We start from the raw sequence: 23,512 nt of genomic DNA, 5'->3' as shown, positions 1-23,512 counted from the left end.
TAGGTACATGGTGACTGACGAAGTATTCTCCGTTGTGGCGGAAACAACCCGGCGCGAGATCATGGCGGCCCTGCGCGGCGGGGACAAATCCGTGGGGCAGCTGGTGGAGGAGCTGGGTGCCAGCCAACCCACCGTTTCCAAACATCTGCGGGTTCTGCGCGAGGCCACCCTTGTCACCATGCGCGCCGAGGGACAAAAACGCTTCTACAGCCTGAACACGGCTCCGCTGGCCGGGGTGGTGGAGTGGCTCGTCGAGATTGGTGCGCCCGGCACAGCGGTGGCCACCGGCCCGGCGTCCGACGGCAAGGCCGCGCGCCAGGCGCCCGCGGCCGCCGGCGAGCACACCGCCACCCGCCCGGCCGCGCGCCCCGCCGTGGAGAGCCTTGGTGCCGTGCCCTCGCCGGGGCAGGCAGCGGCCAGCCGGCTTGAGGCAAGGCCGGGGGGCCACGTGCCGGCCTGGGCGCCCACACCCATCCAGGACACCAAGCCCATTGAGCGCAGCATGGTGCCCGCGGCCAACCGCGGCACGGAGGCCGAGGGGTCCATGCCGGCACAGATCGGCCGCAGCGTGGGCCGGGCCGCCAACAAGGCCGCCGACCTGCTGGCCAACCTGCCCAAGCCGAAGTTCGGGCGCCGCAAGGAATAGCCGCGCACAGCGCAGCGCACCGCGGACCCGGCCCGCGGTGCGGCGTGCGCCCTTAGGCGTCAGCGGAACATCTTCGGGAACGCGTTGATGAGGCCGTCGCTGAGCTCGTCGGCCATGATGGCCATGTGCGACTCGGCCGTGCCGTAGACGGTGATGGAGTCGGCATACTTGCCGGTGAGCTCATCACTGCCATAGACGATGGTCAGGTCGATGTGGTCCTTCATCATGGAGCGCATCATGTCCCGCGGCCAGTCCTAGGGGTTGGCCGCGGCGAGGAAATCGGCAATGTCCTGGGCATTGCCGTAGACGGCCGTGGTCGCGGAGGCCAGCGCCGCCTGGTCCCCGGCCTTCGCGGCCTGGAAGAGCGCGACAAAGCCGGTGATGTGGGTCTTGAGCAGGGTGGCCAGCTGGTTCCCCGCGGCCTCACCGTAGAAGGGCTTGATGGCGTTGCCGATGTCCGTCTGGTTTTGCAGCAGCCGCCCGGCCGTGGTGGCGAAGCCGGCGGACCCGGAGGCAAAGTCGGCGACGGCCAACCGCGTCCACTCCATGTGCTGGGCCCAGAGCGAGCGCATCGCCAGCCGGAGCTCAAGCTGTGCCGCGGTGATCTTGCCGGAATTGCCGTTGTCGGAGCTGCCATGGCCGTGGGTCGCGGCCGCCTCCGCGACGCCCTGCCCCGCCGGAGACAACGCCGTCGTCGAGCACGCGGTGGACAGCCCGGCCACCAGGGCCAGGACAGCAAGCAGGGCCGCACTCCGAAGACGCAGCCGGTGGGAAATGGTGGTGCCCATGATGGAACTTCCTTTTCTGCAGTTGGTGGTGGTCATGGTTGGTTAGTGGCAGCCGGCGGGAAGTTCTTACCGGGGTAAGGGACGGCTGCCCGGCGACACTAACTAGGTATGAACATGCAAAGAGAACTGCAGGCGGGGGCTGGAGCCGCCCGCGACGACCCGGACGGGACGGTGGCCTGGCGCGAGCGGCTGCTGCTCACCGCCGGCTTCCCGGCTACTCTGGCGGCACGGATGGCGGCCTCGCGCGGCGTGGATATCCACGAACTGCTCAATTTGGTCGACAAGGGCTGTCCGCCGGAACTTGCGGTCCGGATCGCCGGGCCGCTGGATGAACCGCACTGGCAGGAGTGATCCGATGGCAGCCTTGGACGGGCCCGAGCTGGCCGACGCGCAGACGGTGCGCCCGGCGGCGGTGCAGGAGGACTGGGTTGCCCTGCTGGGTGCGCCGGGCCCGGGGCATGAGGACGCACTGGTCCGGCTGCACCAGCTCCTGGTGAAGGCGGCCCGGCACCAGGTCTCGCAGATGTACGTGCAGCTGCCGGCGATCGGCGCCGTGCGGGTGGACGAGCTGGTCAACCAGGCCGCCGACGAGGCAATGGTCGCCGTGCTGGGCAAGCTGTCCAGTTTTGAGGGGCGCAGCCGCTTCACCACCTGGGCCTACAAATTTGGCATCCTGCACGCCGCCGTCGAGGTCCGGCGCACCATGTGGCGCAACCGCGAGGTGCCGCTGGATCTGGTGCCTGAGCCGGCCGCCCCGGGATCCTCGCCCGATCAGCTGGCCGAAGGCGCCGAGCTGTCCGCGGCCGTCGGCGCCGCCATCAACCAGGCGCTCACCGCGCACCAGCACAGGGTGGTCCTGGCCCTGTTGGTGGATGAGGTGCCCATCGACGTCCTGGCGGACCGGCTCGGGACCAACCGCAATGCCCTGTACAAGACCCTCCACGACGCCCGTGGCCGGCTTCGGGCGCATCTTGCGCTCGCCGGATATTTGCCAGCTCCAACCACAACGAGGGTGATCCCATGACTGCGTCCCGCCGGAACTTCACACCGAAAACGGTGGAGCGGCTGACCCTGGCCGCCGAGCCCTGGCTCTCCTGTGACGATTGCTTCGCCCAGATCGACGCGTACATCGAGCTCCTGCTGGCCGATGCGCCCCACGCCAATCCGGGCCTGCGCGCCCACCTGTCCGGCTGCTCGGCCTGCTACGAAGAGGCGCGCTCGCTGCTGCTGCTGGCGGCCGAGGACGACGGCGTCGATCCGGACGGCGCGCTGCGCCGCCTGGACGCGGTCTAGACGGCGCCGGCAGCGCCGGATGATGGAAATTCCGTCTCACACTGTGGAAACGATTCGGCGAGGTGGTGGGATGACTGCGAAAATACTGGAAACCATTTGCAGCGCCGCGCGTGGCGCCACATAGTGAGGAACAGCAATGGATACACGCCTTGAAGCCATCCAGAACCAGGTTCTGGCCCGCAACCCCGGTGAGCGCGAGTTCCACCAGGCCGTTGGCGAAGTTTTCGAAAGCCTGGGCCCGGTGCTGGACAAGCACCCCGAATTTGTTGACGCCGCCGTGCTGCAGCGCCTGTGCGAGCCCGAGCGCCAGATCATCTTCCGCGTGCCGTGGATGGACGACGCCGGCCGGGTGCAGATCAACCGTGGCTTCCGCGTGGAGTTCAACTCCGCCCTGGGCCCGTACAAGGGCGGCCTGCGCTTCCATCCCTCGGTGTACCTGGGCATTGTGAAGTTCCTCGGTTTCGAGCAGATCTTCAAGAACGCCCTGACCGGCATGCCCATCGGTGGCGGCAAGGGCGGCTCCGACTTTGACCCGCGCGGCAAGTCCGATGCCGAGGTCATGCGCTTCTGCCAGTCCTTCATGACCGAGCTGTACCGCCACATCGGCGAGTACACCGACGTCCCCGCCGGCGACATCGGCGTGGGTGGCCGGGAGATCGGCTACCTGTTCGGCCAGTACAAGCGCATCACCAACCGCTACGAGTCCGGCGTGCTCACCGGCAAGGGCATCTCCTGGGGTGGCTCGCTGGTGCGCCCGGAGGCCACCGGCTACGGCACGGTGCTCTTCGCCAACGAAATGCTCAAGACCCGTGGCTCCTCCTTCGATGGCCAGCGCGTATCGGTCTCAGGTTCCGGCAACGTGGCCACCTACGCCATTGCCAAGGCCCAGCAGCTCGGTGCCCACGTGGTGACCGCCTCGGATTCCTCCGGCTACATCGTGGACGAGGCCGGCATCGACCTGGCCCTGCTCAAGCAGATCAAGGAAGTTGAGCGCGGACGCCTCAGCGAGTACGCGGCCCGCCGCGGCTCGGCCGTCAGCTACGTCGAGGGCGGCTCCGTCTGGGACGTCAACGCCACCGTTGCGCTGCCCTGCGCCACCCAGAACGAGCTCGACGCCGACGCCGCCGTGCGCCTGGTCAAGAACGGCGTCGTCGCCATCGCCGAGGGCGCCAACATGCCCTCCACCGCCGACGCCGTCTCCATTTTCCAGGAAGCCGGCATCCTGTTCGGCCCGGGCAAGGCGGCCAACGCCGGCGGCGTGGCCACGTCCGCCCTGGAGATGCAGCAGAACGCCAGCCGCGATTCCTGGTCGTTCGAGCACACCGAGGCCCGCCTGACCGAGATCATGGTGAACATCCACAGCAACTGCGCCGCCACGGCGGAGGAGTACGGGGTGCCGGGCAACTACGTGATGGGCGCCAACATCGCCGGCTTCGTCCGCGTTGCCGACGCGATGCTGGCCCAGGGCCTGATCTAGCACCACCAGCACTTTTAGCACCATCAGATGGCGCCCGTGTCCGGCCCGGACGCGGGCGCCATTTTGCGTCCCCGGCGGGGCCTGCGGGGAAGGCCGCGAACCCTACTATTGAGGTATGCGCACCCACCAACTCGTCTTGGCCTGGATCGAAGAGCAGCTGGCCGGCGGCGAACTCAAGGTCGGTGGCCGGCTGCCGCCCGAGCGGGCACTGGCCAGCCAACTGGAGGTCTCCCGTGCCTCCGTGCGCGAGGCCATCCGGATCCTGGAGGCCATGGGCGTGGTCCGCTCCGGCGTGGGTTCCGGGCCCGACGCCGGCACCGTGATCACCGCCGACCCCACGGCCGCGCTGGGCTCGGCACTGCGCCTGCATGTGGCCACCTCGCACTTCCCGGTGGCGGACATCGTCCAGACCCGCGTGCTGCTGGAATCCTGGGCCGCTGCCCGTGCCGACGCGCGGGCGCCGTCCCTGGCGGTTGCCGCCGAATTGCTGGAGCGGATGGATTCCTGCGCCGACGCCGACGAGTTCCTGGCGCTCGATGCCGCGTTCCATGTGGAGCTGGCCACGGCGGCCGGCAACGCCGTCGTCAGCGCCATGATGGGCTCCCTCCGGGCGGCCATCCAGGGCTACGCGAGTTCGCTCACCGCCAATCTGCCGGACTGGACCGCCACGTCCGCGCGGCTGCAGGAGGAGCACCGCGACGTGCTGGACGCGATCAGGACCGGCGACGGCGTGCGGGCCGGCGAGCTGGTCACCGCCCACATCGAGGGCTACTACCGCGAGGCCGGCGTGGCTGGACCAGCGGCCTGACGGAGCGCTTCGTGACGCGCCGATTTGCCGCCCCGGCAAACGCGGGTCTATGGTGTGGCTATGACAAACCGTTGGTATGCGTATTTTTCGTTGGCTCTGGAGGGGCCCGCGTCTAACTGACACGCATCCACACACCTTCAGAGCCAACAGGACAGAGATCATTCTCTGTCCTTCGCCGTATCCGGCGGGTTCTGTCCAGGGCCCGCTCCGCCCAGTAAAACAGGAAGCACACCGTGAACCCCACCATCGCCGCCGAGGCCGCCCAGCAGATCCCGTCCACCGCCAACCTGCGGGTCAGCGAGTTCACCCCGCTGCCGGCCCCGTCCGCACTGGCGGCGGAGCTGCCGCTGACCGAGGCCGTGGGCGCCGTCGTCGAACGCGGCCGCGACCAGGTCCGCGCCATCATGGACGGGCTGGACGACCGCCTGCTGGTGATTGTGGGCCCGTGCTCCATCCACGACCCCAAGGCCGGGCTGGAATACGCCCGCCGGCTGGTCAGCGCGGCCGAGCGCCACAAGGAAGACCTGCTGATCGTGATGCGCGCGTACTTCGAGAAGCCGCGCACCACGGTGGGCTGGAAGGGCCTGATCAACGATCCGCACCTGGACGGCAGCCACGACGTCGCCACCGGCCTGCGGATGGCACGCGAATTCCTGCACCGGGTGGCGGCCCTGGGCATGCCGGTGGGCACCGAATTCCTGGAGCCGATCAGCCCCCAGTACACGGCCGACCTCGTCACCTGGGGCGCCATCGGTGCGCGCACGACCGAAAGCCAGATCCACCGCCAGCTCTCCTCCGGCCTGTCCATGCCGATCGGCTTCAAGAACGGCACCGACGGCGACCTCCAGGTGGCGCTGGACGCCTGCTCGGCCTCCAGCGCCGCGCAGTCCTTCCTAGGCATCGACGGCGACGGCCGGGCCGCGCTGGTGGCCACCGCCGGCAACCCGGACACCCACCTGATCCTGCGCGGCGGGCGCAAGGGCCCCAACTACGGGGCCGACGACGTCGCCGCCGCCTCCGCCAAGCTGGCGGCTTCCGGGCTGAACCCGCGCCTGATCGTGGATGCCAGCCACGCCAACTCCGGCAAGAGCCACCACCGCCAGGCCGAGGTGGCCCTGGAAATCGGCGCCCAGCTGGAGGCCGGCGGCCCCTCCACCGCGGCCATCGCCGGCGTCATGCTCGAGAGCTTCCTGATGGGCGGCGCTCAGAGCCTGGATGTGGCGGACGTGGCCGCCGGCACCGCCGAGCTGGCCTACGGCCAGAGCGTCACGGACGGCTGCATGGAATGGGACGTCACCACCACGGTGCTGGACCACCTGGCCCGCAGCGCCCGCGTCCGCCGGGAGCGTGCCCGGGGCTAGGCTCCGCGGCGCACCAGAGCGCCCAACAGCGCGCCCAACGGTGCGCGCGTCGGCCGGCCGGAAATCCTTTCACATTGGCCCCATGTGCCTCTAGAGTTGCACTGGGACGCGCGTTCGATGGCTGGGGCACCGGCGGCCGCGGGGCTTTGCAACCGGCAGGGAAGGATAACGGGGCGATGGTGCCTGAGCAGAATTTCGCAAATGTGAGCTTCTTGACTGTCTCCGAGGTGGCTAGCGTCATGCGCGTGTCCAAGATGACCGTCTACCGTCTCGTCCACTCCGGCCAGCTGCCGGCGGTGCGTTTTGGCAAGTCCTACCGGGTGCCGGAATCGGCCGTGGCGGCGTATTTGGCGCAGGCCGTGGTGGACGGCCCCGCGCAGCATGGCGCCACCGACGGTTCCGCCGGTTCGGCGCATACTGCCTAGAGACGGTACGCTAGTAAGGATCCATTTTCGGTTTTGACCGATACCTGTGATCGGTCAGCCAATTCGAAGACGGCTACCTCGCGGTAGTGACGTTGTCATGAAAGTTTGAGGTCTGTATGGGCTCAGTAATCAAGAAGCGCCGCAAGCGGATGGCGAAGAAGAAGCACCGCAAGCTGCTTCGCAAGACCCGCCACCAGCGCCGCAACAAGAAGTAGAAATACTTCTTCGAGCATATTGCGCATGAAGTGCCCGTTGCCGAAAGGCGGCGGGCATTTCTGTCTACGCGCCCAACTATGTGGCAGTTGGGCTATTTGCCGCGCATCCGGCTCAGGCCCTTCCACAGGCCGTAGACGACGCCGGCGCCCGTGGCGGCGCGCAGGCCCACCGTGGCGGCGCGGCGGCCGGAGCGGAAATCGTAGACCGGCCAGTTGTTGTCCCGGGCATGGCGGCGCAGGCGGGCATCGGGGTTGATGGCCACCGGGTGGCCCACCGCATTCAGCAGCGGAATGTCGTTGTAGGAATCGCTGTAGCCCCAGCAGCGGGACAGGTCCAGTCCCTCGCGCGCGGCCAGTTCGGTCATGGCAACGGCCTTGGCCGGTCCGTGCAGGATCTCGCCGACCAGACGGCCGGTGTACAGCCCGCCTTCCACCTCGCCCACGGTGCCCAGCGCGCCGGTCAGGTGCAAACGCGAGGCGATCACGCTGGCCACCTCCACGGGCGTGGCCGTCACCAGCCAGACCTGCCGGCCCGAACGGATGTGCTGTTCGGTCAAGGCCCGGGTGCCGGGCCAGATCTTGGAGACGATCATCTCGTCGTAGACCTCTTCGCCCAGTTGCTTGATGAAGTCCGAGCTGATGCCGGTGGCAAAGGCCTGGGCTGCATCGCGGACGGAGTGGACGTCCTTCATGTTCTCGCCGCGGAGGATGAACTTGGCCTGCTTCCAGGCGAACCCTGCGGCGTCGCGGAGCGTGAAGGCCTTCTTTTGGTACATTTTGCGCGCCACGTGGAACAGGCTGGCGCCCTTCATAAGGGTGTTGTCCACATCAAAAAAGGCGGCTTCGCCGAGGTGCTCCGGAGTAACCGAGCGGTCCTCGGCACTTTCCATGTTCACGTCGGGCATGAGACGAGTCTAGTCAATCCGGGCAACCGGTGGAGGACAGGGACGCCATGTTGCCCCGTCCCCGCCGCCCCGGCCGGATGCCGTGCGCCGTCCCGTGACGGAAGCCCCGTGGCGGGGCTACCGTGGAAGCATGGAAACGCATCTCCCCGTGAACGACGGCGCCCCGGCTCGGGTGCCGGTCCTGACCCTTGTCTCCAAGGCGTCCTGCCACCTGTGCCATGCCGCCCGCGAGGTGGTGGCCGGCGTGACCGGCGAGCTGGGTCTGCCCTGGACCGAGGTCTCGATCGACGACGACGCCGCCCTGGCCGAGCGCTTTGCCGAGGAGATTCCGGTGGTGCTGGTGGATGGAGTGCAGCGCGACTTTTGGAAGATCGACCCCGTCCGGCTGCGGACGGTGTTGCGGGCCGCGATGGCGGCCCCCGGCCCACGGGCGTAATCCCCGCGGCGTTGGACGCCAGTTGGTGGCCCGGCGGACCGCGTTCTACAGTGGAGGATACTCCGGCGTGGTGGGGACACGTCCACCGCCGCCGGTCAGTGGTTATGCCACCGGAACCTTGGAGGCTACGTGGGGACATCAGAGGCTACGCCCGGCCAGCCTGAGGGGGCCGCCCGGCAGCTTCCGGCTGCCACAGTGGCCCGGCTGACCATCTACCTCCGAGCCCTGACCAGCATGCTGGCCGATGGCACCGAACGCGTGTCCTCCGAGTCGCTGGCCGAGGCGGCCGGCGTCGGCTCCTCCAACGTCCGCAAGGATCTGTCCTATCTGGGGTCCTACGGCACCCGGGGCGTGGGCTACGACGTCGCGCATTTGAGCCGGAACATTGCCCAGGCCCTGGGCCTGACCCACGAATGGCGGGTGGCCATTGTCGGCGCCGGAAACCTGGGCCGGGCCCTGGCCGGCTATGCCGGGTTCGAATCCCGCGGCTTTGACGTGGTGGCGCTGATGGACGCGGACCCGCTGCTGATCGGCAATGAGGTGGGCTGGCTGCGGATCTCCGACGTGGCCGACCTGGAGGCAGTGCTGGAGCGCACCCGCGCCAACATGGTGGTGCTGGCGCTGCCCTCGGCCGCGGTGCAGCAGATGTGCGACCGTGTGGTGGCGGCCGGGGTGCGCAGCATCCTCAGCTTTGCCCCCGTGGTGGTGCAGGTGCCGGACAATGTCACGCTGCGCAAGGTGGACATGGCCACCGAACTGCAGATCCTGGCCTACCACGCCCAGCGCGCGCAGGAACAGGATCTGGAGCGCGCGCTGCCCAAGGACCTGCCGGGCGCCGGCTAACGCTTGAAGTAGTCCTTGGCGGGCGCACGCCAGAGCATCAGGACGGCGATCGCGCCCAGGAGGACCTGCACGACTGTCACGGCGCTGGGCACCAGCAGGGACAGCAGGGACACGCCCGCCAGGATGGTTGCCGTGATCCGCGCCCAATTGTGGCCCTTGCCGATGGCGCTGGCCAGCCAGAAATACACCAGCACGCTCAGGGCCGTCAGCACTACGGAGACCAGCAGGGCCGGCTGGAGCATGGAGGTGTCGGTGAAACCCATGTCCCGCAGCTGCCGCTCGGTTTCGGCCAGGACCACGGGATTGAACATGGCGAACACAGCCAGCACGGCGGCGATGGCCGAAATGATGCCGGCAAACCTGATGAAGCGGACGGCCAGCAGCACCTGGCGCGGCGCCTGCACGGCTGCGCCGGCGGCGGGCGCCGGCCAACCGGTTTGGGCACCGGGTGCATGGACGCCGGGTGCCGGGACCGGGTTTGCCGTCGGGGAGCCCGCGGGGCCGGGAGCGGCCGACGGCGGCTGGTAGCCGGGCGGGGCGTACTGGCCGTAGCGCGGGACGCCGGGGGAGATTTCGCCGAAGGTCCCCCGCACCGGCGCCGCCGGTGGTGCGGGCATTGCGGCGGATCCGTCCTGCGGCGGGGTGGGCTGGTGGTCCTGGGGATTCGTCATGGCCGGTGTTCCTCTTCTGCACTCCCATGGTGCGCACGGGCACACTGCGGATTTCGCACCGGACATGCAAGGGCCGCGGCGGGGGTTTAACCACCCTACCGCGGCCCGTGGCGCAGTGGCCGGCGGATGCTAGCCGGTCCAGCCCTTGCGCGAGTTGATCCACGCGGTGGATTCCGGCAGCCACATCAGGATGGTGGCGACGATGCCGATGACGCCAACTCCGCCGGCGCCGGCGAAGACCAGGATCAGCGAGACCACGGCCAGGACGGTCAACGCCATCCGCGGCCACTGCAGGCCTTCCTTGAGCTTCATGGCGCAGACCACGATGGCCGCGATGACCGCCAGCGAAATGATGGACAGGATGATGCCCTTCCCGCTCAGTGTCACCAGTGAGATCAGGAAGCCGATGATGGTCCCCAGCAGCCAGAAGCCGGCGGTGACCAGCCACAGGATGTAGGAAACCTTCAGGAGCGTGGGCAGGCCGGTGGTGCTGAAGATGCCGGACAGGCCGCCCTTGGGCATCACGTCGTTCATGCTGTGCGGCATGTCGGCGGGCATCTCGAACTTGAAATCACTGCCGCCGGGCTGCTGGTAGGGAGGCGGCTGCTGCTGGTACCCGGGTGCGGGTGCCTGGTATCCGGGCGGCGGCGCTTGGTACCCCGGCGGGGGAGGCTGGTACCCCGGTGGCGGTGCCTGGTAGCCCGGTGGCGGTGCCTGGTAGCCCGGCGGCGGTGCCTGGTAGCCGGGGGGAGGGGGCTGTGGAGCGTTTGTGCCGGGCTGGGAACCGTAGCCACCGTCGGGTGGCTGCGAGCCGGGCTGCTCGGGACCTGGGTTCTCATGGGGGGTGCTCATGCTCACACGATAGCCCCGGCCCCTTCCCTTGCATAGGTACATCCGGTCGTCCAAAGGGCAACGAACAGGACAATGGCTGCTACATGCCAACGGCCGCCCCGCAGCTGGCTCCCCTCAGGGAATCCATACTGCGGGGCGGCCGTTGGTGTGCCGCGCCAAGATGCCGGTCCGGCGCGCTGTGCGCGGCCGGCCGGCATGGACCCGGACTAGGCCTTGACGAAGGCGACGTCGAGGGTCAGGGCCACCTTGTCGCCGATGAGCATGCCGCCGGCTTCGAGCACGGCGTTGTAGGTCAGGCCGAACTCCTTGCGGCTGATCACGGTCTTGGCGGAGAAACCGGCGCGGGTCAGGTTGTACGGGTCCACGGCCACGCCGTTGAACTCGGCGTCAAAGACAACCGGCTTGGAGATGCCGCGGATGGTCAGTTCGCCGGCCAGCTTGAACTCTTCGGTGTCGCCGGTGATGCCGGTGGAGACGAAGTCCAGCGTGGGGAACTGCTCTGCGTCGAAGAAGTCTGCGCCGCGGACGTGGCCGTCGCGGTTGGCATCGCCGGAATCGAAGCTGTTGGCATCGATGGTGGCGGTGACAGTGGAGGCCTCGAGGGTCTCGGCAACGGTCAGCACGGCGGTGGCGGTGTTGAAGCGTCCACGAACCTTGGAGATGCCGGCGTGGCGGACGGAGAAGCCGATTTCGGAGTGGCTGGCATCCAGGTTCCAGGTGCCGGTGGTCAGTCCAGTGGTTTCGGTGGCGATCGAGGTGCTCATGTGTACTCCTGTGGGTGTGCGTTGCTAACGGTTGTCAGGCCGGTTGTTCATCGACCTTCACGGGGTACAAGCATGCGTTTGCATCTAATATTCCCGGACCACCAAAACTTTTTTGAAAAGTTTTCGAACCAAGGCTGGGAGTTCCCTGATTAACCGGTTGGTTCACAACTTTGAGAAACTTGGTTTCATGCCCCGAGTCCTTGTACATCTGCTGCGCCATGGTGAAGTCTTCAACCCCGACGGCGTCCTGTACGGACGGCTGCCCGAATTCCACCTGTCCGAGCGTGGCAATGCCATGGCGGACATGGTGGCGGAGCACCTGTTGGCCAAGTCCAAGGCCGGTGCCAAGCTGGTCCACCTGGTGGCCTCGCCGCTGACCCGGGCACAGGAAACGGCCGCGCCGACGGCGGCCGCGCTGGGGCTGGAGATCACCACCGATGCGCGCATCATCGAGGCGGAGAACCACTTCGAGGGCCTGAAGGTGTCCAAGGCGGAGCTGCTCAAGCCCCGGCACTGGCGCTATTTCGCCAACCCCCTGCGCCCATCGTGGGGCGAGCCCTACGTGCGCCAGGCCGAACGCATGATGGCGGCGGCGCACGATGCCCGCCGTCGTGCCTTCGAATTGGGCGGCGACGGCGCCGAGGCCGTGCTGGTCAGCCACCAGCTGCCCATCTGGGCCACCCGCCGCAGCGCGGAGGGCAAGCGCCTCTGGCACGATCCGCGGCACCGCGAATGCACCCTGGCCTCGCTGACCACGCTGGTCTTTGAGGGCGAGACGATTGTGGACGTTCTCTACTCGGAGCCCGCCGCGGTGCTGTTGCCCGGCGCGGCCACCACGCCCGGGGCTTGAGAAAATGTGCCAGGATGCGAGACAATCTAGTTTTCGACGCTTTGTAGAAAAGCGTCCCCCGTTTCAGATGTGGACAACCAAGTGAGCACCCAGTTCAGCCGCCGTTCCCTGCTGGCCGCCTCCGGCGCCGCCCTGGCGCTGGCGCTTTCCGCCTGCACCGCCAAGGACCCGCTGGCCCAGCAGGCCAATGCCGGGGACAACAAGAACTACATCGCCGGCGATGGCTCCGTCACCGAATACGCCGCCGCCGAGCGCAAGGACGCGGTGTCCTTCGCCGGCGCCCTCTTTGACGGCACCGCGGTGGACGCGAAGTCACTGGCCGGCAAGGTCACGGTGCTCAACTTCTGGTACGCCGCCTGCGCCCCCTGCCGCGTGGAGGCGCCGGACCTGCAGGCCCTGTACGAGGAATTCGAGCCGCAGGGCGTCGCGTTCTACGGCGTCAACATCCGCGACGAGGCCGCCACGGCCGAGGCCTTCGAACGCAACTTCAAGCTCAGCTACCCGTCCCTGGCCGACAAGGACGGTGGCGTGCTGTTGGCCCTGACCAAGTACGTCCCGCCGGCGGCCGTGCCCACCACGCTGGTCCTGGACAAGAAGGGCCGCGTCAGCGCCCGCATCCTGGGCCTGGCCGACAAGGGCACGCTGAAGTCGCTCATCGCCAGCGCCCTGGCCGAAAACCAGTAGACGCGCCGTGCAGCCGTGAACAATCCCTTCGCCGAAACCGTGCTCAGCGGCTCCATGCTGCTGGCCATGCCCGTGGCCCTGCTCGCCGGGCTGGTCTCCTTCCTGAGCCCCTGCATCCTGCCGCTGGTGCCCGGCTACCTGGGCTACGTCAGCGGCCTGACCGGCGTCGACCTGGAGAAGCAGCGGCGCGGGCGGATGCTGGCCGGCATCGGGCTGTTCGTGCTCGGCTTCTCCGTGGTGTTCATGCTCATCGGCGCGGTGTTCGGCCAGCTCGGGGCCTGGCTCAAGGGGCCCGACGCCGCCTGGGTCACCCAGGTGCTGGGCGCCGTCGTGATTGTCCTGGGCATCATCTTCCTCGGTGGCCTGGGCTGGTTCCAGGGCGAGGCCAAGGTCCATGCCAAGCCCCCCGCCGGCCTCTGGGGCGCCCCGGTGCTGGGCGTGACTTTCGGCCTGGGCTGGGCGCCGTGCACCGGCCCGACGCTGGGCGCGGTGCAGGCGCTGGCCTTCTCCGACGGCTCCAGCGCGGCCAAGGGTGCCGTGCTGACCTTTGTCTACTGCCTGGGCTTGGGCCTGCCGTTCCTGCTGATCGCCCTGGGCGTGCGGCGCGGACTGGGCGCCCTGGCCTTCTTCCGCACGCACCGCCGCGGCCTGCAGTTCTTCGGCGGCGGGCTGCTGATTGTCCTGGGCCTGCTGATGGTCACCGGGCTCTGGGGCATCTGGATCAACGAGCTCCAGTTTTGGTTCGCCAATGAAGTGAAAATGCCAATCTGATGAGAAAGAACGGGTCCTCCCCAGTGGAGAAGAAAAGCGAAGACACCGCCGCCGGCACAGCCGGGCGCACGGACGCCACGCCGACAGGCACCGACGACGTCGTGCTGCCCAAGCTGGGCTTTGTAGGCACCCTGCGCTGGGCCTGGCGCCAGCTGACCAGCATGCGCTCCGCGCTGTTCCTGCTGCTCCTGCTGGCTGTGGCAGCGGTGCCGGGGTCCCTGTTCCCGCAGCGCTCCTCCAACCCGTCCAACGTCACCAAGTACCTGCAGGACAACCCCGGCACCGGGCCCGTCCTGGACTGGTTCAAGCTCTTTGACGTCTACTCCTCGCCTTGGTTTGCGGCCATCTACCTGCTGCTGTTCACCTCGCTGATCGGCTGCGTGGTTCCGCGCGCCAAGATCCACTTCAAGGCCATCCGCTCGGCGCCGCCGCGCACCCCCAAGCGGCTCTCCCGGCTGCCCGAGTACGGCACAGTGGAGATCCCCGCGGACGCCGGCATCGACGCCCAGGCCGCCGTCCGCGACGCCGCCACGGTGCTCAAGTCGCGCGGCTACCGGGTGGAGGTCGGCGACACCGACGGCGCCCGGCCCTCGGTGGGGGCCGAGCGCGGCTTCCTCAAGGAGGTCGGGAACCTGGTGTTCCACACCTCCCTGATCGGCGTGCTGGTGGCAGTGGCCGTGAGCGGCCTCTTCGGCTACAGCGGCCAGCGGGTGCTGGTGGAGGGCGAGACGTTCGTCAACACCCTGGTGGGCTACGACACGTTCAGCCCGGGCGCCAATTTCGATTCCACCCAGCTGGCGCCGTACTCGGTCCAGCTGGACAAGTTCGAGGTCAAGTTCGACCGCGAATCCAAGGCCCACTACGGCCAGCCGCTGGACTTCAACGCAACGCTGACCACCAAGGATTCGCCGTCGTCGCCGGCCCAGACGCAGACGCTGAAGGTCAACGACCCCGTCGCCCTGGGCGGCACCAACCTGTACCTGGTCGGCAACGGCTATGCCCCCGTGGTCACCGTCAAGGACGGCGACGGCAAGGTCGCCTTCCAGGGACCCGTGGTCTCCGTCCCCACCGACGGCGCCTACACCTCGCTGCTGGTGATCAAGGCCCCCGACGCCAAGCCGAGCCAGCTGGGTTTTGTGGGCTTCTTCCTGCCGACGGCGCTGGTGGACGAGAAGGGCGTGGCCTTCGGCTCCGACCCCGACCCGTTCAACCCGCAGCTGAACCTGAACTCCTTCTACGGCGACCTGGGCCTGGACAAGGGCGTGCCGAAGAACGTCTTCACCCTCGACACCAAGGGGCTGACGCAGCTCAACGGGCGCGATCTGGCCACGGGCGGCATCGTGCTGGCCCCGGGCGGCTCGTACACGCTGCCCGAGGGCAAGGGCAGCATCAGCTTCGACGGGATCAAGCGCTACGTCGCCCTGGACATCCGCCACGACCCGGGCCAGGGGATGGTGCTGGTCTTCAGCGTCCTGGCCCTGCTGGGCCTGATGGCCTCGCTCTTCTTCAACCGGCGCCGCGTCTGGGTGCGCACCGGCAACCACCCCGACGGGCGGACCATGGTCGAATATGGGCTGCTGGCCCGCGGCGAGGACCACCGGCTGGCCGGCGAATCCACGGCCCTGGGCAAGGCCCTGCGGGCCAAGTGGTTGGTGCCGGGCACAGCTGGAGCGGACAATGGCACAGGGGACAACCCAACAACCTCCACGGCTGCGCATGGCAGCACCACGGTAAGTAAGGACCAGTAATGCCGGCTATCAATCTGACCATGGCTGAATTCAGCGAACGGTTCATGTTCCTGGCCGCCCTGGCCTATGCGGTGGCGTTCATTGCCTTCGCCTGGGACCTGGTCAGCTTTTCCAAGACCACCAAGGCCGTGCTGGCCGCCAGCACGCAGGCCGCCGCCCGGAAGGTGCCCGCCCGCGTGGGTGCCGGCGCTGACGACGACGTTGCCCGTGCGGACGACGCCGGGCTGGAGGAGGCTGCGCTGGAGGGGCCCGAGGGCCGCGTCCAGCGTCCGAGCAGCAAGCTGCACGGCACCGCCGGTGCCGTCGAGGCCCAGACGGCCGGCGATTCCATGCGCTACGGTGCCGAGCGCCGCGTGGCCGCCCGCGTGGCAGTGGCCCTGACCGCGCTGGCCGCCGTCATCCATGGCGCCGGGGTGCTTTCCCGCGGCATCGCCGTGGGGCGCGTGCCGTGGGGCAATATGTACGAGTTCTGCAGCACCGGCGGCTTTGTGGTTGCCGCGGTGTTCCTGCTGGTGCTCACCCGCCGCGACCTGCGCTTCCTGGGCACGTTCGTCGTCGGACTGGTCCTGATCATGCTGACAGCCGCCTCGGTGGCCTTCTGGACCCCCGCCGGGCACCTGGTGCCGGCACTGCAGAGCTACTGGCTGGTCATCCACGTCTCCATCGCCGTCATGTCCTCGGCCCTGTTCACGCTGACCTTCGCCATGTCGGTGCTCCAGCTGGTGCAGTCCCGCCGCGAGGCCTCCCTGGCCACCGGCAAGGCGGACAAGCTGACGTTCATGCGCCTGGTGCCCACCGCGCTCAGCCTGGAGAACATGTCCTACCGGATCAACGCCATCGCCTTCGTGGGCTGGACGCTGACCCTGATGTTCGGCGCCATCTGGGCCGAAAAGGCCTGGGGCCGCTTCTGGGGCTGGGACACCAAGGAAGTGTGGACGTTTGTCATCTGGGTGGTCTACGCCGGCTACCTGCACGCCCGCGCCACCCGCGGCTGGACCGGCACGCGCGCGGCCTGGCTGTCGATCGTGGGCTACCTGTGCGTGATCTTCAACTTCACCATCGTGAACATCTACTTCTCCGGCCTGCACTCCTACGCCGGCGTCGGGAACTAGGGCGTGTCTCCCAATGCGGCGCTCCAGATGACGACGGCGTGCAGGACGGCCGCTGAGCGGTAGGTGAGGGCCAGTTTGTCGTAGCGGGTGGCCAGGGACCGCCATTGCTTGAGGGTGTTGAAGCTGCGCTCGACCACATTGCGCCGTTTGTAGGCGTCCCTGTCGTATCTGACGGGGCGTCCCCCGGCGGAGCCCTTGCGTTTCCGGTTGGCCTTCTGGTCGTCCTTTTCCGGGATAACGCACTCGATGCCCCGCCCGCGCAGGTACGCCCGGATTGCTTTGGAGGAATAGGCCTTGTCGGCCATGGCCCGGTCCGGGCGGGTGCGGGCCCGGCCGGGACCGGGCCTTTCTACCTTCAGGGCCTCCATGAGGTTCTCAAACATCGGCGAGTCCCCGCCCTGGCCCGGCCCCAGCAGCAGGACCAGGGGACGCATGTTGCCATCCACCAGGGCGTGGATCTTGGTGGTCAGCCCGCCGCGGGACCGGCCGATGGCATGGTCCTCAGGCTCGTCGAGCAGATTCCTGTAATTCGACAGGTCCCCCTGTGTGGCGGGGCAGGTTCGTGCCGTGCTGGTGGGCACGGTTGACCGTGGAGTCGATCGAGACCTCCCAGTTGATCAGCCCGGCCGTGTCCGCGCGGGTCAGCAACGCCGCCAGGACCTTGTCCCAGGTCCCGTTGGCGGCGTTGCGGCGGTGGTGCTTCCACACGGTCTTCCACGACCCGAAATAGGCAGGGAGATCACGCCATGGGATCCCTGCCCGGTAGCGGTAGATGATGCCCTCGGTCATCAGCCGGTGGTCGTTGAAGGGTCGGCCCGGTTTCCCCGACGAATCGGGCATCAACGGGGCAATGGACTCCCACTGGGCATCGGACAACACGGAATAGCGAGAAGGCACCCATCAATCATGCCAAACCGCAAAACCACTGATTAGGAGACACACCCTAGCACACGCTCCCGCTCATACAACTGAGGCGCGGCAACTGCTGAAAATCCGCGGATTTTCAGCAGTTGCCGCGCCTCAGTTGTGGGGGGCCTGCCTGGCTGCCTAGTTCTTCGGGCCGGCGCCGGCGTCGGGGTGCTGCTCGCGCAGCTTGGCCTCGCGGGCGTCCAGCTCCGCCTTGAGCTTGCGCAGCCGCTCGGCTTCTTCCTGCTGGTGGCGCCGGACGGCCAGGTTGCGCAGGAACTCGGGATCGTCGTCGGGCGCCACGGGTCCGGGGCCGCGGCCGCCGGTCAAGGGGCCCAGCCGGCCCGGGCCGCCGGCGGGGGCCGTGTCCGCGTATTGCGGCCGGCCCAGCAAGTACCAGAGGGCCCATCCGATGACGGGCAGCAGAACGACCACCACCAGCCACACGGGCTTGGGCACGCTGCGGACATCCGCCGGGTCGCTGCGCAGGCAATCGATCAGCCAGTAGATGTACAGGGCCACCAAAAAGATGACCAGAAGGTATCGGAAAACCATGCCTAATTCTATCGCCGGTGCCCATCCCCGGCCCCATCGGCGGGCGCTCAGGTTCAGCCGGTAAACTGGGAGTGTGGCCTTTTTCAAGTACTTCCTGATCCGTGCGGCGCTCTTCGTGCCGCTGTTCGTGCTCTTCCTGTTTTTGGGCCTAGGCCCCATCTTGGCCGTCGTCTTCGCCGCCATCATCGCGTTCTGCCTGAGCTACCTGTTCTTCCGCAAGCAGCGCGATGCCGCCACGGAGCAGCTGCGCCACCGCTTCTCCGGCAACGCCAAGCCCGTGCGCAGCGCCACCGAGCTGGCCGACGCCGACGCCGAGGATGCCCTGGTTGACAGCAATCCGGGCGTGGCCATCGACGCCGACGCCGCCCCCAGGAATGCAGCCTCCAGGAACACGGCCCCCACAATGGGCACTGCGGCGCCGGCCGCGGATGCCGCACAGGTGCCCCGCGAGTTCCTCGGCCAGTAGGCGCACGGGCCAGCAGGCACCGGGGGTGCAGGGGCGCAGCGGCCCCTCGCCGCACGTGCCGGCATCCCATCCCGCTCCGCCCCGCCACGGGGTGGATTGCGAGAAGTCAACAGCGGCGATCGAGGCAGGGGCACGCCATGGCATGGGGCGAGATTGAACGGGCGGCCCTGGTGGAATCCTTCCGCTGGGCGGATCCCGATGCACCAACACTGTGCACGGGGTGGGACGCCAGACGCCTGCTGGCCCATCTGGTCCAGCGCGAGCACACACCCTGGCTCCGGGCGGCCGATGCCCTCCGGCGGGCGCAGCCGGGCCAGGAGCGCCATCTGGGCCGGCTCTGCGGGCAGGCCCGGACGGCCGAAGGCTATGCGGAGCTGCTCCAACGCTTTGCCGGCGGCACGTCCGCGCTGAATCCGTTCAGCTGGTTGGGCGATGCCGGCCAGGTGCTCGAATACACCCTCCACCACGAGGACCTGCGCCGCGGCGGACCGGCCCCTGTGGCGCCGCGGGAACTGCCTCAGGGGCAGCTGCAGGCGCTCTGGCGCACCCTGCCGTTCCTGGCCCGCAGGGCCTTCCGCACCAGCCCCGTGGGCGTGGTGCTGGTGGTCCCGGGCGGGGAACGCCGGCTGGTCCGCAAGGGGGAGGACACGGTGGCGGTCTCCGGCGGTGTCGTGGAGCTGGTCCTCGCCGCCTCGGGCCGGCGCAGGGCGGCCCTGATCGACGTCGAAGGTGCCCCTGCCGCCGTCGCCCGCTTTGAGGACTGGACCGGCCGGCTGCCGGGCCGGCTTTAGCGCGTTACAACCGTCAGCACCAGCCCGGCGGCGAAGAGGCCGGCGTAGCCCAGATTGATCAGGCCCGTCTGCTTCAGCACCGGGATCAGGCTCTTGCGCTTCTTGCCCTTGAGCACCAGCCAGCTGGGCATCAGGCACGCCGGGATCAGCAGCAGGACCAGCAGCATCCAGCCCTTGGCCGGCACCAGGACCAGCACCAGCAGGATGGCCACCGCCAGCATCAGCACGTAGCTCAGCCGCGCCCGCTTGTCGCCCAGCCGCACGGCCAGGGTCCGCTTGCCCACCTCGGTGTCCGTGGGGATGTCGCGGACGTTGTTGGCCATCAGCAGTGCACAGGCGATGAGCCCGGTGCCGATGGAGCCCACGACCGCGGCCGGGCTGATCTGCCCAGCCTGCGTGTAGGTGGTGCCCAGCGTCGCCACCGGGCCAAAGAAGACAAACACAAAGACGTCGCCCAGGCCCATGTAGCCGTACGGGTTCTTGCCGCCGGTGTACCCCCAGGCGGCCAGCACACAGCCGATGCCCACCAGCAGCAGCCACCAGGTTTGGCTCAGCACCACCAGGGCGAGCCCGGCCAGCATGGCCACGCCAAACGAGGCGAAGGCGGCCAGCTTGACCTGCTGAGGCTTCGCGACGCCGGAGCCCACCAGCCGCAGCGGGCCCACCCGGACCTCGTCCGTGCCGCGGATGCCGTCGGAGTAGTCGTTGGCGTAGTTCACGCCAATCTGCATGAACAGCGCGACGACGGTGGCCAGGATGGCGTTCAACAAGTGGAAGCCGCCCAGGTCGTAGGCGGCGGCCGTTCCAATCACCACGGGGGCGATGGCAATCGGCAGCGTCCGCAGGCGCGCACCCTGGATCCATTGACCGGCAGTGGCCACGGCTAGGCTCCTTCGGCGGTGTCGGGAACGGCGGTGTCGAAGGCCGACTCGGCGGCCAGCAATGTGCCCAGGACGGTCCGGTCCGCTTTGCCGCTGGCCAGCAGCGGCAGGGCATCGAGCACCAGGAGCGTCTTGGGCACGGCGTGTGCATCGAGAACTTTGGCGGCGGCGGTCTTGATGGCGGACTTGGTGGCGGCATAGGTCGTCTCCGACGCGCCGTCGACGGCGATGGCGGCGGCCACGCGCTGGCCCCACTGCTCATCCGGCACGCCGGCCACGAACGCCGCGCGGACGCCGGGAAGGGCCTCCAAGGCCTCGGCCACCACATGGGCAGATACCTTGAGCCCGCCGGTGATAATGACATCGTCCACCCGGCCCAGCACCGTGAGCCGGCCCTCGGCGTCGAGCTCGCCCAGATCCCCGGTCTGGTACCAGCGCACCGGATCTTCACCGGAACCAGCCGAACCGGGACCGTCGGTGGTGAAGGAGGCAGCGGTCAGTGTCGGCGCGCTCAGGTAGCCGCTGGCCAGGACGTCCCCGCCCAGCCAGACCCGGCCATCGCGGACCGCAACCTGCACGCCCTCCAGCGGAACGCCGTCGTACACGCAGCCGCCACAGGTCTCGCTCATGCCGTAGGTGGTCACCACGCGGACCCCGGCATCGCGGACCGCATCCAGCAGGGCGCGGCTGGCGGGGGCACCGCCCAGCAGCACGGCATTGAAGCGGCGCAGCACGGCCAGCGTCTCGGCGGAGGGGTTGTCCAGCAGCCGGGCAAGCTGCGTGGGCACCAGGGAGGTGTAGCGGATGTTGTCCGTGAGCTCGCCCGCGGCCGCGGTGAAGGCCTCCGGCGTGAAGCCGCGGCTCAGATCCATGGCCCAGGGCCGGGTGCCGGCAAAGAGCGAGCGCACCAGCACCTGCAGGCCCGCCACATAGTGCACGGGCAGTGCCAGCAGCCACTGCCCCTCGCCGCCGAGCGCGATGGCCGTGCCCACGGAGGAGGCGGCCAGGGCCTCGACGCCGAGCAGCGTCCGCTTGGGCGTCCCGGTGGAGCCGGAGGTGGCCACGACGGCGGCAATCTCGCCGTCGAGGGTTCCGCCGAAGCCCAGCGCCAGGTCCTCCTGCGGAATCAGCGTCATGATGGGTTCGGCGCCGGGACCGTCGCCGGGCTGCAGCTGGACGGCAGGGCCCTCGCCGGCCAGGGCGTCGGCCAGCGCCTTCAGTACATTCTCAAGATTCATGCTCGGCGCCTAGTAGTAGTAGGGGAAGGAGGACCAATCGGGATCGCGCTTTTCGAGGAAGGCCTCCTTGCCCTCCACCGCCTCATCCGTCATATAGGCAAGGCGCGTGGCCTCGCCGGCAAAGACCTGCTGGCCGGCCAAACCGTCGTCGGCCAGGTTGAAGGCGAACTTGAGCATGCGGATGGCCTGCGGGGACTGGCGGGCGATGTCCGCGGCGTACTCCAGCGCGGTGTTCTCCAGTTCGGCATGGGCCACCACCTCGTTGACGGCGCCCATCCGGTACATGTCGTCGGCGGAATATTCGCGCGCCAGGAAGAAGATCTCGCGGGCGGCCTTCTGGCCGATCTGGCGGGCCAGCAGAGCGGAGCCGTAGCCGGCGTCGAAGCTGCCCACCGTGGCGTCCGTCTGCTTGAACTTGCCGTGCTCGCGCGAGGCGATGGTCAGGTCCGCCACCACGTGCAGGCTGTGCCCGCCGCCGGCCGCCCAGCCATTGACGACGGCGACAACCACCTTGGGCATGGTGCGCATCAGGCGCTGCACCTCCAGGATGTGCAGGCGTCCGGCCCGGGCGGGGTCGATCGTTTCGGTGGTCTCGCCGTCGGCATATTTGTAGCCATCGCGGCCGCGGATGCGCTGGTCGCCGCCCGAGCAGAAGGAATGGCCACCGTCCTTGGGGGAGGGGCCGTTGCCGGTGAGCAGCACGGTGGCGACATCCGGGGTCATCCGTGCGTGGTCCATGGTGCGGTAGAGCTCGTCCACGGTGCCGGGGCGGAAGGCATTGCGGACCTCGGGCCGGTTGAAGGCGATGCGCACTGTGGGGAGGTCGCGCACAATGGCGCCGGCGTCGTCGCGCTCCACGGCGCGGTGGTAGGAGATGTCCTCGAGCGCCTCGAAGCCGCCCACAAGCCGCCACCGCTGCGGGTCGAAAATGTCGGAAACCTTGGCCGGGACGCCCGCTGCGGGGTTAGTTGTGCTCACGCAACGAGTTTATCCCCAGCCGCTCCCACGGCTCGCAAGCTCCCCGTGGGGCCCTCGCGGCTGTGGGCCCACCCAGTCCCTCCCACGGCTCGCAAGCTCCCCGTGGGGCCCTCGCGGCTGTGGGCCCACCCAGGCCCTCCCACGGCTCGCAAGCTCCCCGTGGGGTCCTCGCGGCTGTGGGCCCACCCAGGCCCTCCCACGGCTCGCAAGCTCCCCAATCGCTCCCGCTGCTCGCATAACGCTGCGGCGGGACCGGCGGCTGAATCCATGGCGCGGATCCGGTGGCCTTGGCCGCGGCAAGACCACGTTATGTGCGCCATGAATTCGCGACGGCGGTGGCCGGGGACTATCTGGGCCCGCGCCGGGATCTCCGCGCGGCCGCAAGCGGCCTCGGTCGATCGCCAAGTCCGGTGGTCGAGCCTGTCGAGACCCGGTGCCGAAGCTTAGGAAATGCAGAACTCATTGCCTTCGGGATCGGCCATGGTGTGCCAGCTGTGTGGCCCTTGGCTGGCCGTCCACAGGAAGGTGGCTCCGCGCGCCTGAAGGGCCGCACACACCTCGTCCTTGTCGCCGCCGTCGAGCCTGACATCCCAGTGCACCCGGTTCTTGACGGTCTTGCCCTCCGGTGCCGACTGGAAGAGGATCCGCTCGCGGCCGTTGCTGCCCAGCTGGTCCCGGGGGCGGATGGCGGCCCCGTCCTTCCAGACGAGCGCACCGTTGTGCACCAGGGTGTCCGCCTCGGTGGCGAACCCTTGGGCCACCATCGAGCGGATGAAGGCCTCGTCCGTGGGCTCCACGGCCCAGTCCAGCGTCTCGGCCCACCAATCGGCCTGCCCGTGGGAATTGACTGAATCAACGACAATCTGCAGGGAATACGCCATCCCCACAGTCTGCCCAACGACCCGGCCGGGAGGGAAGAACTTGACGCGTTTGGGGCCGTGCGCGAGTCTGGAGGGGTGAAGATGTGACGCGCTTTCGCCCGATCCGCCCGCCTGCACCCACGAGTGTGCCCGCCGGGCGATGCCGAAACCACCTCACTGGCCACCAC

General features: G+C 68.6%; 30 protein-coding genes. 18 read left to right on the top strand and 12 right to left on the bottom strand.

The window, feature by feature from the left end; all coding sequences use genetic code 11:
* The first annotated feature begins 7 nt into the window (after positions 1-7).
* Entirely contained in the window at positions 8-646 is a 639-nt protein-coding gene (locus tag ACQCSX_RS11905; RefSeq protein ID WP_427015526.1) for an ArsR/SmtB family transcription factor, read from the top strand.
* 59 nt (positions 647-705) lie between these two features.
* Here ACQCSX_RS11905 and ACQCSX_RS11900 read toward each other — a convergent pair whose 3' ends face one another.
* Positions 706-873: a hypothetical protein gene (locus ACQCSX_RS11900; protein ID WP_427015525.1), complete on the bottom strand. Its 168-nt coding sequence runs from the start codon at positions 871-873 to the stop codon at positions 706-708.
* Positions 874-900: 27 nt separating this feature from the next.
* Positions 901-1,434 carry a hypothetical protein gene (locus ACQCSX_RS11895; protein ID WP_427015524.1) on the bottom strand — a complete coding sequence of 178 codons (534 nt, stop codon included), beginning with the start codon at positions 1,432-1,434 and terminating at the stop codon, positions 901-903.
* 114 nt (positions 1,435-1,548) lie between these two features.
* Here ACQCSX_RS11895 and ACQCSX_RS11890 point away from each other — a divergent pair, with 114 nt between their 5' ends.
* From ACQCSX_RS11890 to ACQCSX_RS11855, 8 genes are all read left to right on the top strand, one after another.
* Positions 1,549-1,785 (top strand): hypothetical protein, encoded by a 237-nt coding sequence (locus ACQCSX_RS11890; protein WP_427015523.1) that lies wholly within the window; start codon positions 1,549-1,551, stop codon positions 1,783-1,785.
* A 4-nt stretch (positions 1,786-1,789) separates the two neighbouring features.
* Complete coding sequence (locus ACQCSX_RS11885) at positions 1,790-2,458, top strand: RNA polymerase sigma factor (RefSeq protein ID WP_427015522.1); 669 nt, start codon at positions 1,790-1,792, stop codon at positions 2,456-2,458.
* Positions 2,455-2,727 (top strand): hypothetical protein, encoded by a 273-nt coding sequence (locus tag ACQCSX_RS11880; RefSeq protein WP_427015521.1) that lies wholly within the window; start codon positions 2,455-2,457, stop codon positions 2,725-2,727. Before ACQCSX_RS11885 ends, ACQCSX_RS11880 begins: the two co-directional genes overlap by 4 nt.
* 136 nt (positions 2,728-2,863) lie before the next feature.
* On the top strand, positions 2,864-4,204 hold the full coding sequence (gene gdhA, locus ACQCSX_RS11875) for an NADP-specific glutamate dehydrogenase (protein WP_427015520.1): 1,341 nt from the start codon (positions 2,864-2,866) through the stop codon (positions 4,202-4,204).
* Between the two features lie 115 nt (positions 4,205-4,319).
* On the top strand, positions 4,320-5,012 hold the full coding sequence (locus ACQCSX_RS11870; RefSeq protein WP_427015519.1) for a FadR/GntR family transcriptional regulator: 693 nt from the start codon (positions 4,320-4,322) through the stop codon (positions 5,010-5,012).
* Positions 5,013-5,245: 233 nt separating this feature from the next.
* On the top strand, positions 5,246-6,373 hold the full coding sequence (locus ACQCSX_RS11865) for a 3-deoxy-7-phosphoheptulonate synthase (RefSeq protein WP_427015518.1): 1,128 nt from the start codon (positions 5,246-5,248) through the stop codon (positions 6,371-6,373).
* A gap of 176 nt (positions 6,374-6,549) precedes the next feature.
* A complete protein-coding gene (locus tag ACQCSX_RS11860) occupies positions 6,550-6,798 on the top strand; it encodes a helix-turn-helix domain-containing protein (protein ID WP_427015517.1) in 249 nt (82 codons plus the stop codon).
* Between the two features lie 116 nt (positions 6,799-6,914).
* Positions 6,915-7,013: a 30S ribosomal protein bS22 gene (locus tag ACQCSX_RS11855; RefSeq protein ID WP_003792170.1), complete on the top strand. Its 99-nt coding sequence runs from the start codon at positions 6,915-6,917 to the stop codon at positions 7,011-7,013.
* Positions 7,014-7,105: 92 nt separating this feature from the next.
* Here ACQCSX_RS11855 and ACQCSX_RS11850 read toward each other — a convergent pair whose 3' ends face one another.
* Positions 7,106-7,918 carry an HAD family hydrolase gene (locus tag ACQCSX_RS11850; protein ID WP_427015516.1) on the bottom strand — a complete coding sequence of 271 codons (813 nt, stop codon included), beginning with the start codon at positions 7,916-7,918 and terminating at the stop codon, positions 7,106-7,108.
* 130 nt (positions 7,919-8,048) lie between these two features.
* Between ACQCSX_RS11850 and ACQCSX_RS11845 the strand changes: the two genes are divergently transcribed.
* Both ACQCSX_RS11845 and ACQCSX_RS11840 read left to right on the top strand, forming a co-directional pair.
* Complete coding sequence (locus ACQCSX_RS11845; RefSeq protein WP_427015515.1) at positions 8,049-8,354, top strand: glutaredoxin family protein; 306 nt, start codon at positions 8,049-8,051, stop codon at positions 8,352-8,354.
* 129 nt (positions 8,355-8,483) lie between these two features.
* Positions 8,484-9,197: a redox-sensing transcriptional repressor Rex gene (locus tag ACQCSX_RS11840; RefSeq protein ID WP_427015514.1), complete on the top strand. Its 714-nt coding sequence runs from the start codon at positions 8,484-8,486 to the stop codon at positions 9,195-9,197.
* Here ACQCSX_RS11840 and ACQCSX_RS11835 read toward each other — a convergent pair.
* From ACQCSX_RS11835 to ACQCSX_RS11825, 3 genes are all read right to left on the bottom strand, one after another.
* On the bottom strand, positions 9,194-9,868 hold the full coding sequence (locus ACQCSX_RS11835) for a hypothetical protein (RefSeq protein ID WP_427015513.1): 675 nt from the start codon (positions 9,866-9,868) through the stop codon (positions 9,194-9,196). The two genes, ACQCSX_RS11840 and ACQCSX_RS11835, sit on opposite strands and share 4 nt — an antisense overlap.
* 129 nt (positions 9,869-9,997) lie before the next feature.
* On the bottom strand, positions 9,998-10,720 hold the full coding sequence (locus tag ACQCSX_RS11830; protein ID WP_427015512.1) for a hypothetical protein: 723 nt from the start codon (positions 10,718-10,720) through the stop codon (positions 9,998-10,000).
* A 206-nt stretch (positions 10,721-10,926) separates the two neighbouring features.
* Complete coding sequence (locus tag ACQCSX_RS11825; RefSeq protein ID WP_427015511.1) at positions 10,927-11,484, bottom strand: YceI family protein; 558 nt, start codon at positions 11,482-11,484, stop codon at positions 10,927-10,929.
* Between the two features lie 187 nt (positions 11,485-11,671).
* On the opposite strand from ACQCSX_RS11825, the gene ACQCSX_RS11820 reads away from it, so the two are divergent.
* The 5 genes from ACQCSX_RS11820 to ccsB all read left to right on the top strand — a co-directional run bounded on the left by ACQCSX_RS11820 (position 11,672) and on the right by ccsB (position 16,649).
* On the top strand, positions 11,672-12,334 hold the full coding sequence (locus ACQCSX_RS11820; RefSeq protein ID WP_427015510.1) for a histidine phosphatase family protein: 663 nt from the start codon (positions 11,672-11,674) through the stop codon (positions 12,332-12,334).
* 81 nt (positions 12,335-12,415) lie between these two features.
* Complete coding sequence (locus ACQCSX_RS11815; RefSeq protein ID WP_427015509.1) at positions 12,416-13,018, top strand: TlpA family protein disulfide reductase; 603 nt, start codon at positions 12,416-12,418, stop codon at positions 13,016-13,018.
* 15 nt (positions 13,019-13,033) lie between these two features.
* Positions 13,034-13,789 carry a cytochrome c biogenesis CcdA family protein gene (locus ACQCSX_RS11810; RefSeq protein WP_427015508.1) on the top strand — a complete coding sequence of 252 codons (756 nt, stop codon included), beginning with the start codon at positions 13,034-13,036 and terminating at the stop codon, positions 13,787-13,789.
* The gene (resB, locus tag ACQCSX_RS11805; protein WP_427015507.1) at positions 13,789-15,537 is read left to right on the top strand and encodes a cytochrome c biogenesis protein ResB; all 1,749 of its coding nucleotides are present in this window, start codon (positions 13,789-13,791) and stop codon (positions 15,535-15,537) included. The genes ACQCSX_RS11810 and resB overlap by 1 nt, the downstream gene beginning before the upstream one ends.
* Complete coding sequence (gene ccsB / locus ACQCSX_RS11800) at positions 15,537-16,649, top strand: c-type cytochrome biogenesis protein CcsB (RefSeq protein ID WP_427015506.1); 1,113 nt, start codon at positions 15,537-15,539, stop codon at positions 16,647-16,649. Before resB ends, ccsB begins: the two co-directional genes overlap by 1 nt.
* Here ccsB and ACQCSX_RS11795 read toward each other — a convergent pair.
* Together ACQCSX_RS11795 and ACQCSX_RS11790 are read right to left on the bottom strand one after the other, a co-directional pair.
* Positions 16,646-17,489, bottom strand: a protein-coding gene (locus ACQCSX_RS11795) for an IS5 family transposase (RefSeq protein WP_427018933.1) whose coding sequence is annotated in 2 segments (ribosomal slippage) — positions 16,646-17,182 and positions 17,184-17,489 — 843 coding nt in all. Because the reading frame shifts where the segments join, the coding sequence is not laid out codon by codon here. The genes ccsB and ACQCSX_RS11795 overlap by 4 nt on opposite strands.
* Before the next feature lie 207 nt (positions 17,490-17,696).
* Positions 17,697-18,110 carry a PLDc N-terminal domain-containing protein gene (locus ACQCSX_RS11790; RefSeq protein WP_427015505.1) on the bottom strand — a complete coding sequence of 138 codons (414 nt, stop codon included), beginning with the start codon at positions 18,108-18,110 and terminating at the stop codon, positions 17,697-17,699.
* Between the two features lie 73 nt (positions 18,111-18,183).
* Here ACQCSX_RS11790 and ACQCSX_RS11785 point away from each other — a divergent pair, with 73 nt between their 5' ends.
* Together ACQCSX_RS11785 and ACQCSX_RS11780 are read left to right on the top strand one after the other, a co-directional pair.
* On the top strand, positions 18,184-18,576 hold the full coding sequence (locus tag ACQCSX_RS11785; protein ID WP_427015504.1) for a DUF4229 domain-containing protein: 393 nt from the start codon (positions 18,184-18,186) through the stop codon (positions 18,574-18,576).
* A 137-nt stretch (positions 18,577-18,713) separates the two neighbouring features.
* Complete coding sequence (locus ACQCSX_RS11780; protein ID WP_427015503.1) at positions 18,714-19,367, top strand: TIGR03085 family metal-binding protein; 654 nt, start codon at positions 18,714-18,716, stop codon at positions 19,365-19,367.
* On the opposite strand, the gene ACQCSX_RS11775 is transcribed toward ACQCSX_RS11780, so the two are convergent.
* From ACQCSX_RS11775 to ACQCSX_RS11760, 4 genes are all read right to left on the bottom strand, one after another.
* On the bottom strand, positions 19,364-20,248 hold the full coding sequence (locus tag ACQCSX_RS11775) for a 1,4-dihydroxy-2-naphthoate polyprenyltransferase (protein ID WP_427015502.1): 885 nt from the start codon (positions 20,246-20,248) through the stop codon (positions 19,364-19,366). The genes ACQCSX_RS11780 and ACQCSX_RS11775 overlap by 4 nt on opposite strands.
* A gap of 2 nt (positions 20,249-20,250) precedes the next feature.
* Positions 20,251-21,486, bottom strand: coding sequence for an o-succinylbenzoate--CoA ligase (gene menE, locus ACQCSX_RS11770; RefSeq protein ID WP_427015501.1), 1,236 nt, complete (start codon positions 21,484-21,486; stop codon positions 20,251-20,253).
* Between the two features lie 9 nt (positions 21,487-21,495).
* Positions 21,496-22,464: a 1,4-dihydroxy-2-naphthoyl-CoA synthase gene (locus ACQCSX_RS11765; RefSeq protein WP_427015500.1), complete on the bottom strand. Its 969-nt coding sequence runs from the start codon at positions 22,462-22,464 to the stop codon at positions 21,496-21,498.
* Between the two features lie 443 nt (positions 22,465-22,907).
* Positions 22,908-23,345, bottom strand: coding sequence for a VOC family protein (locus ACQCSX_RS11760; protein ID WP_427015499.1), 438 nt, complete (start codon positions 23,343-23,345; stop codon positions 22,908-22,910).
* Positions 23,346-23,512: the final 167 nt, after the last annotated feature.

This window comes from Pseudarthrobacter sp. P1, assembly GCF_050156935.1.
In the GTDB taxonomy this organism is placed as follows: Bacteria; Actinomycetota; Actinomycetes; order Actinomycetales; family Micrococcaceae; genus Specibacter.
The sequence above is the reverse complement of the archived record's forward strand: the minus strand, read 5'-3'. Positions and strand labels throughout refer to the sequence as shown.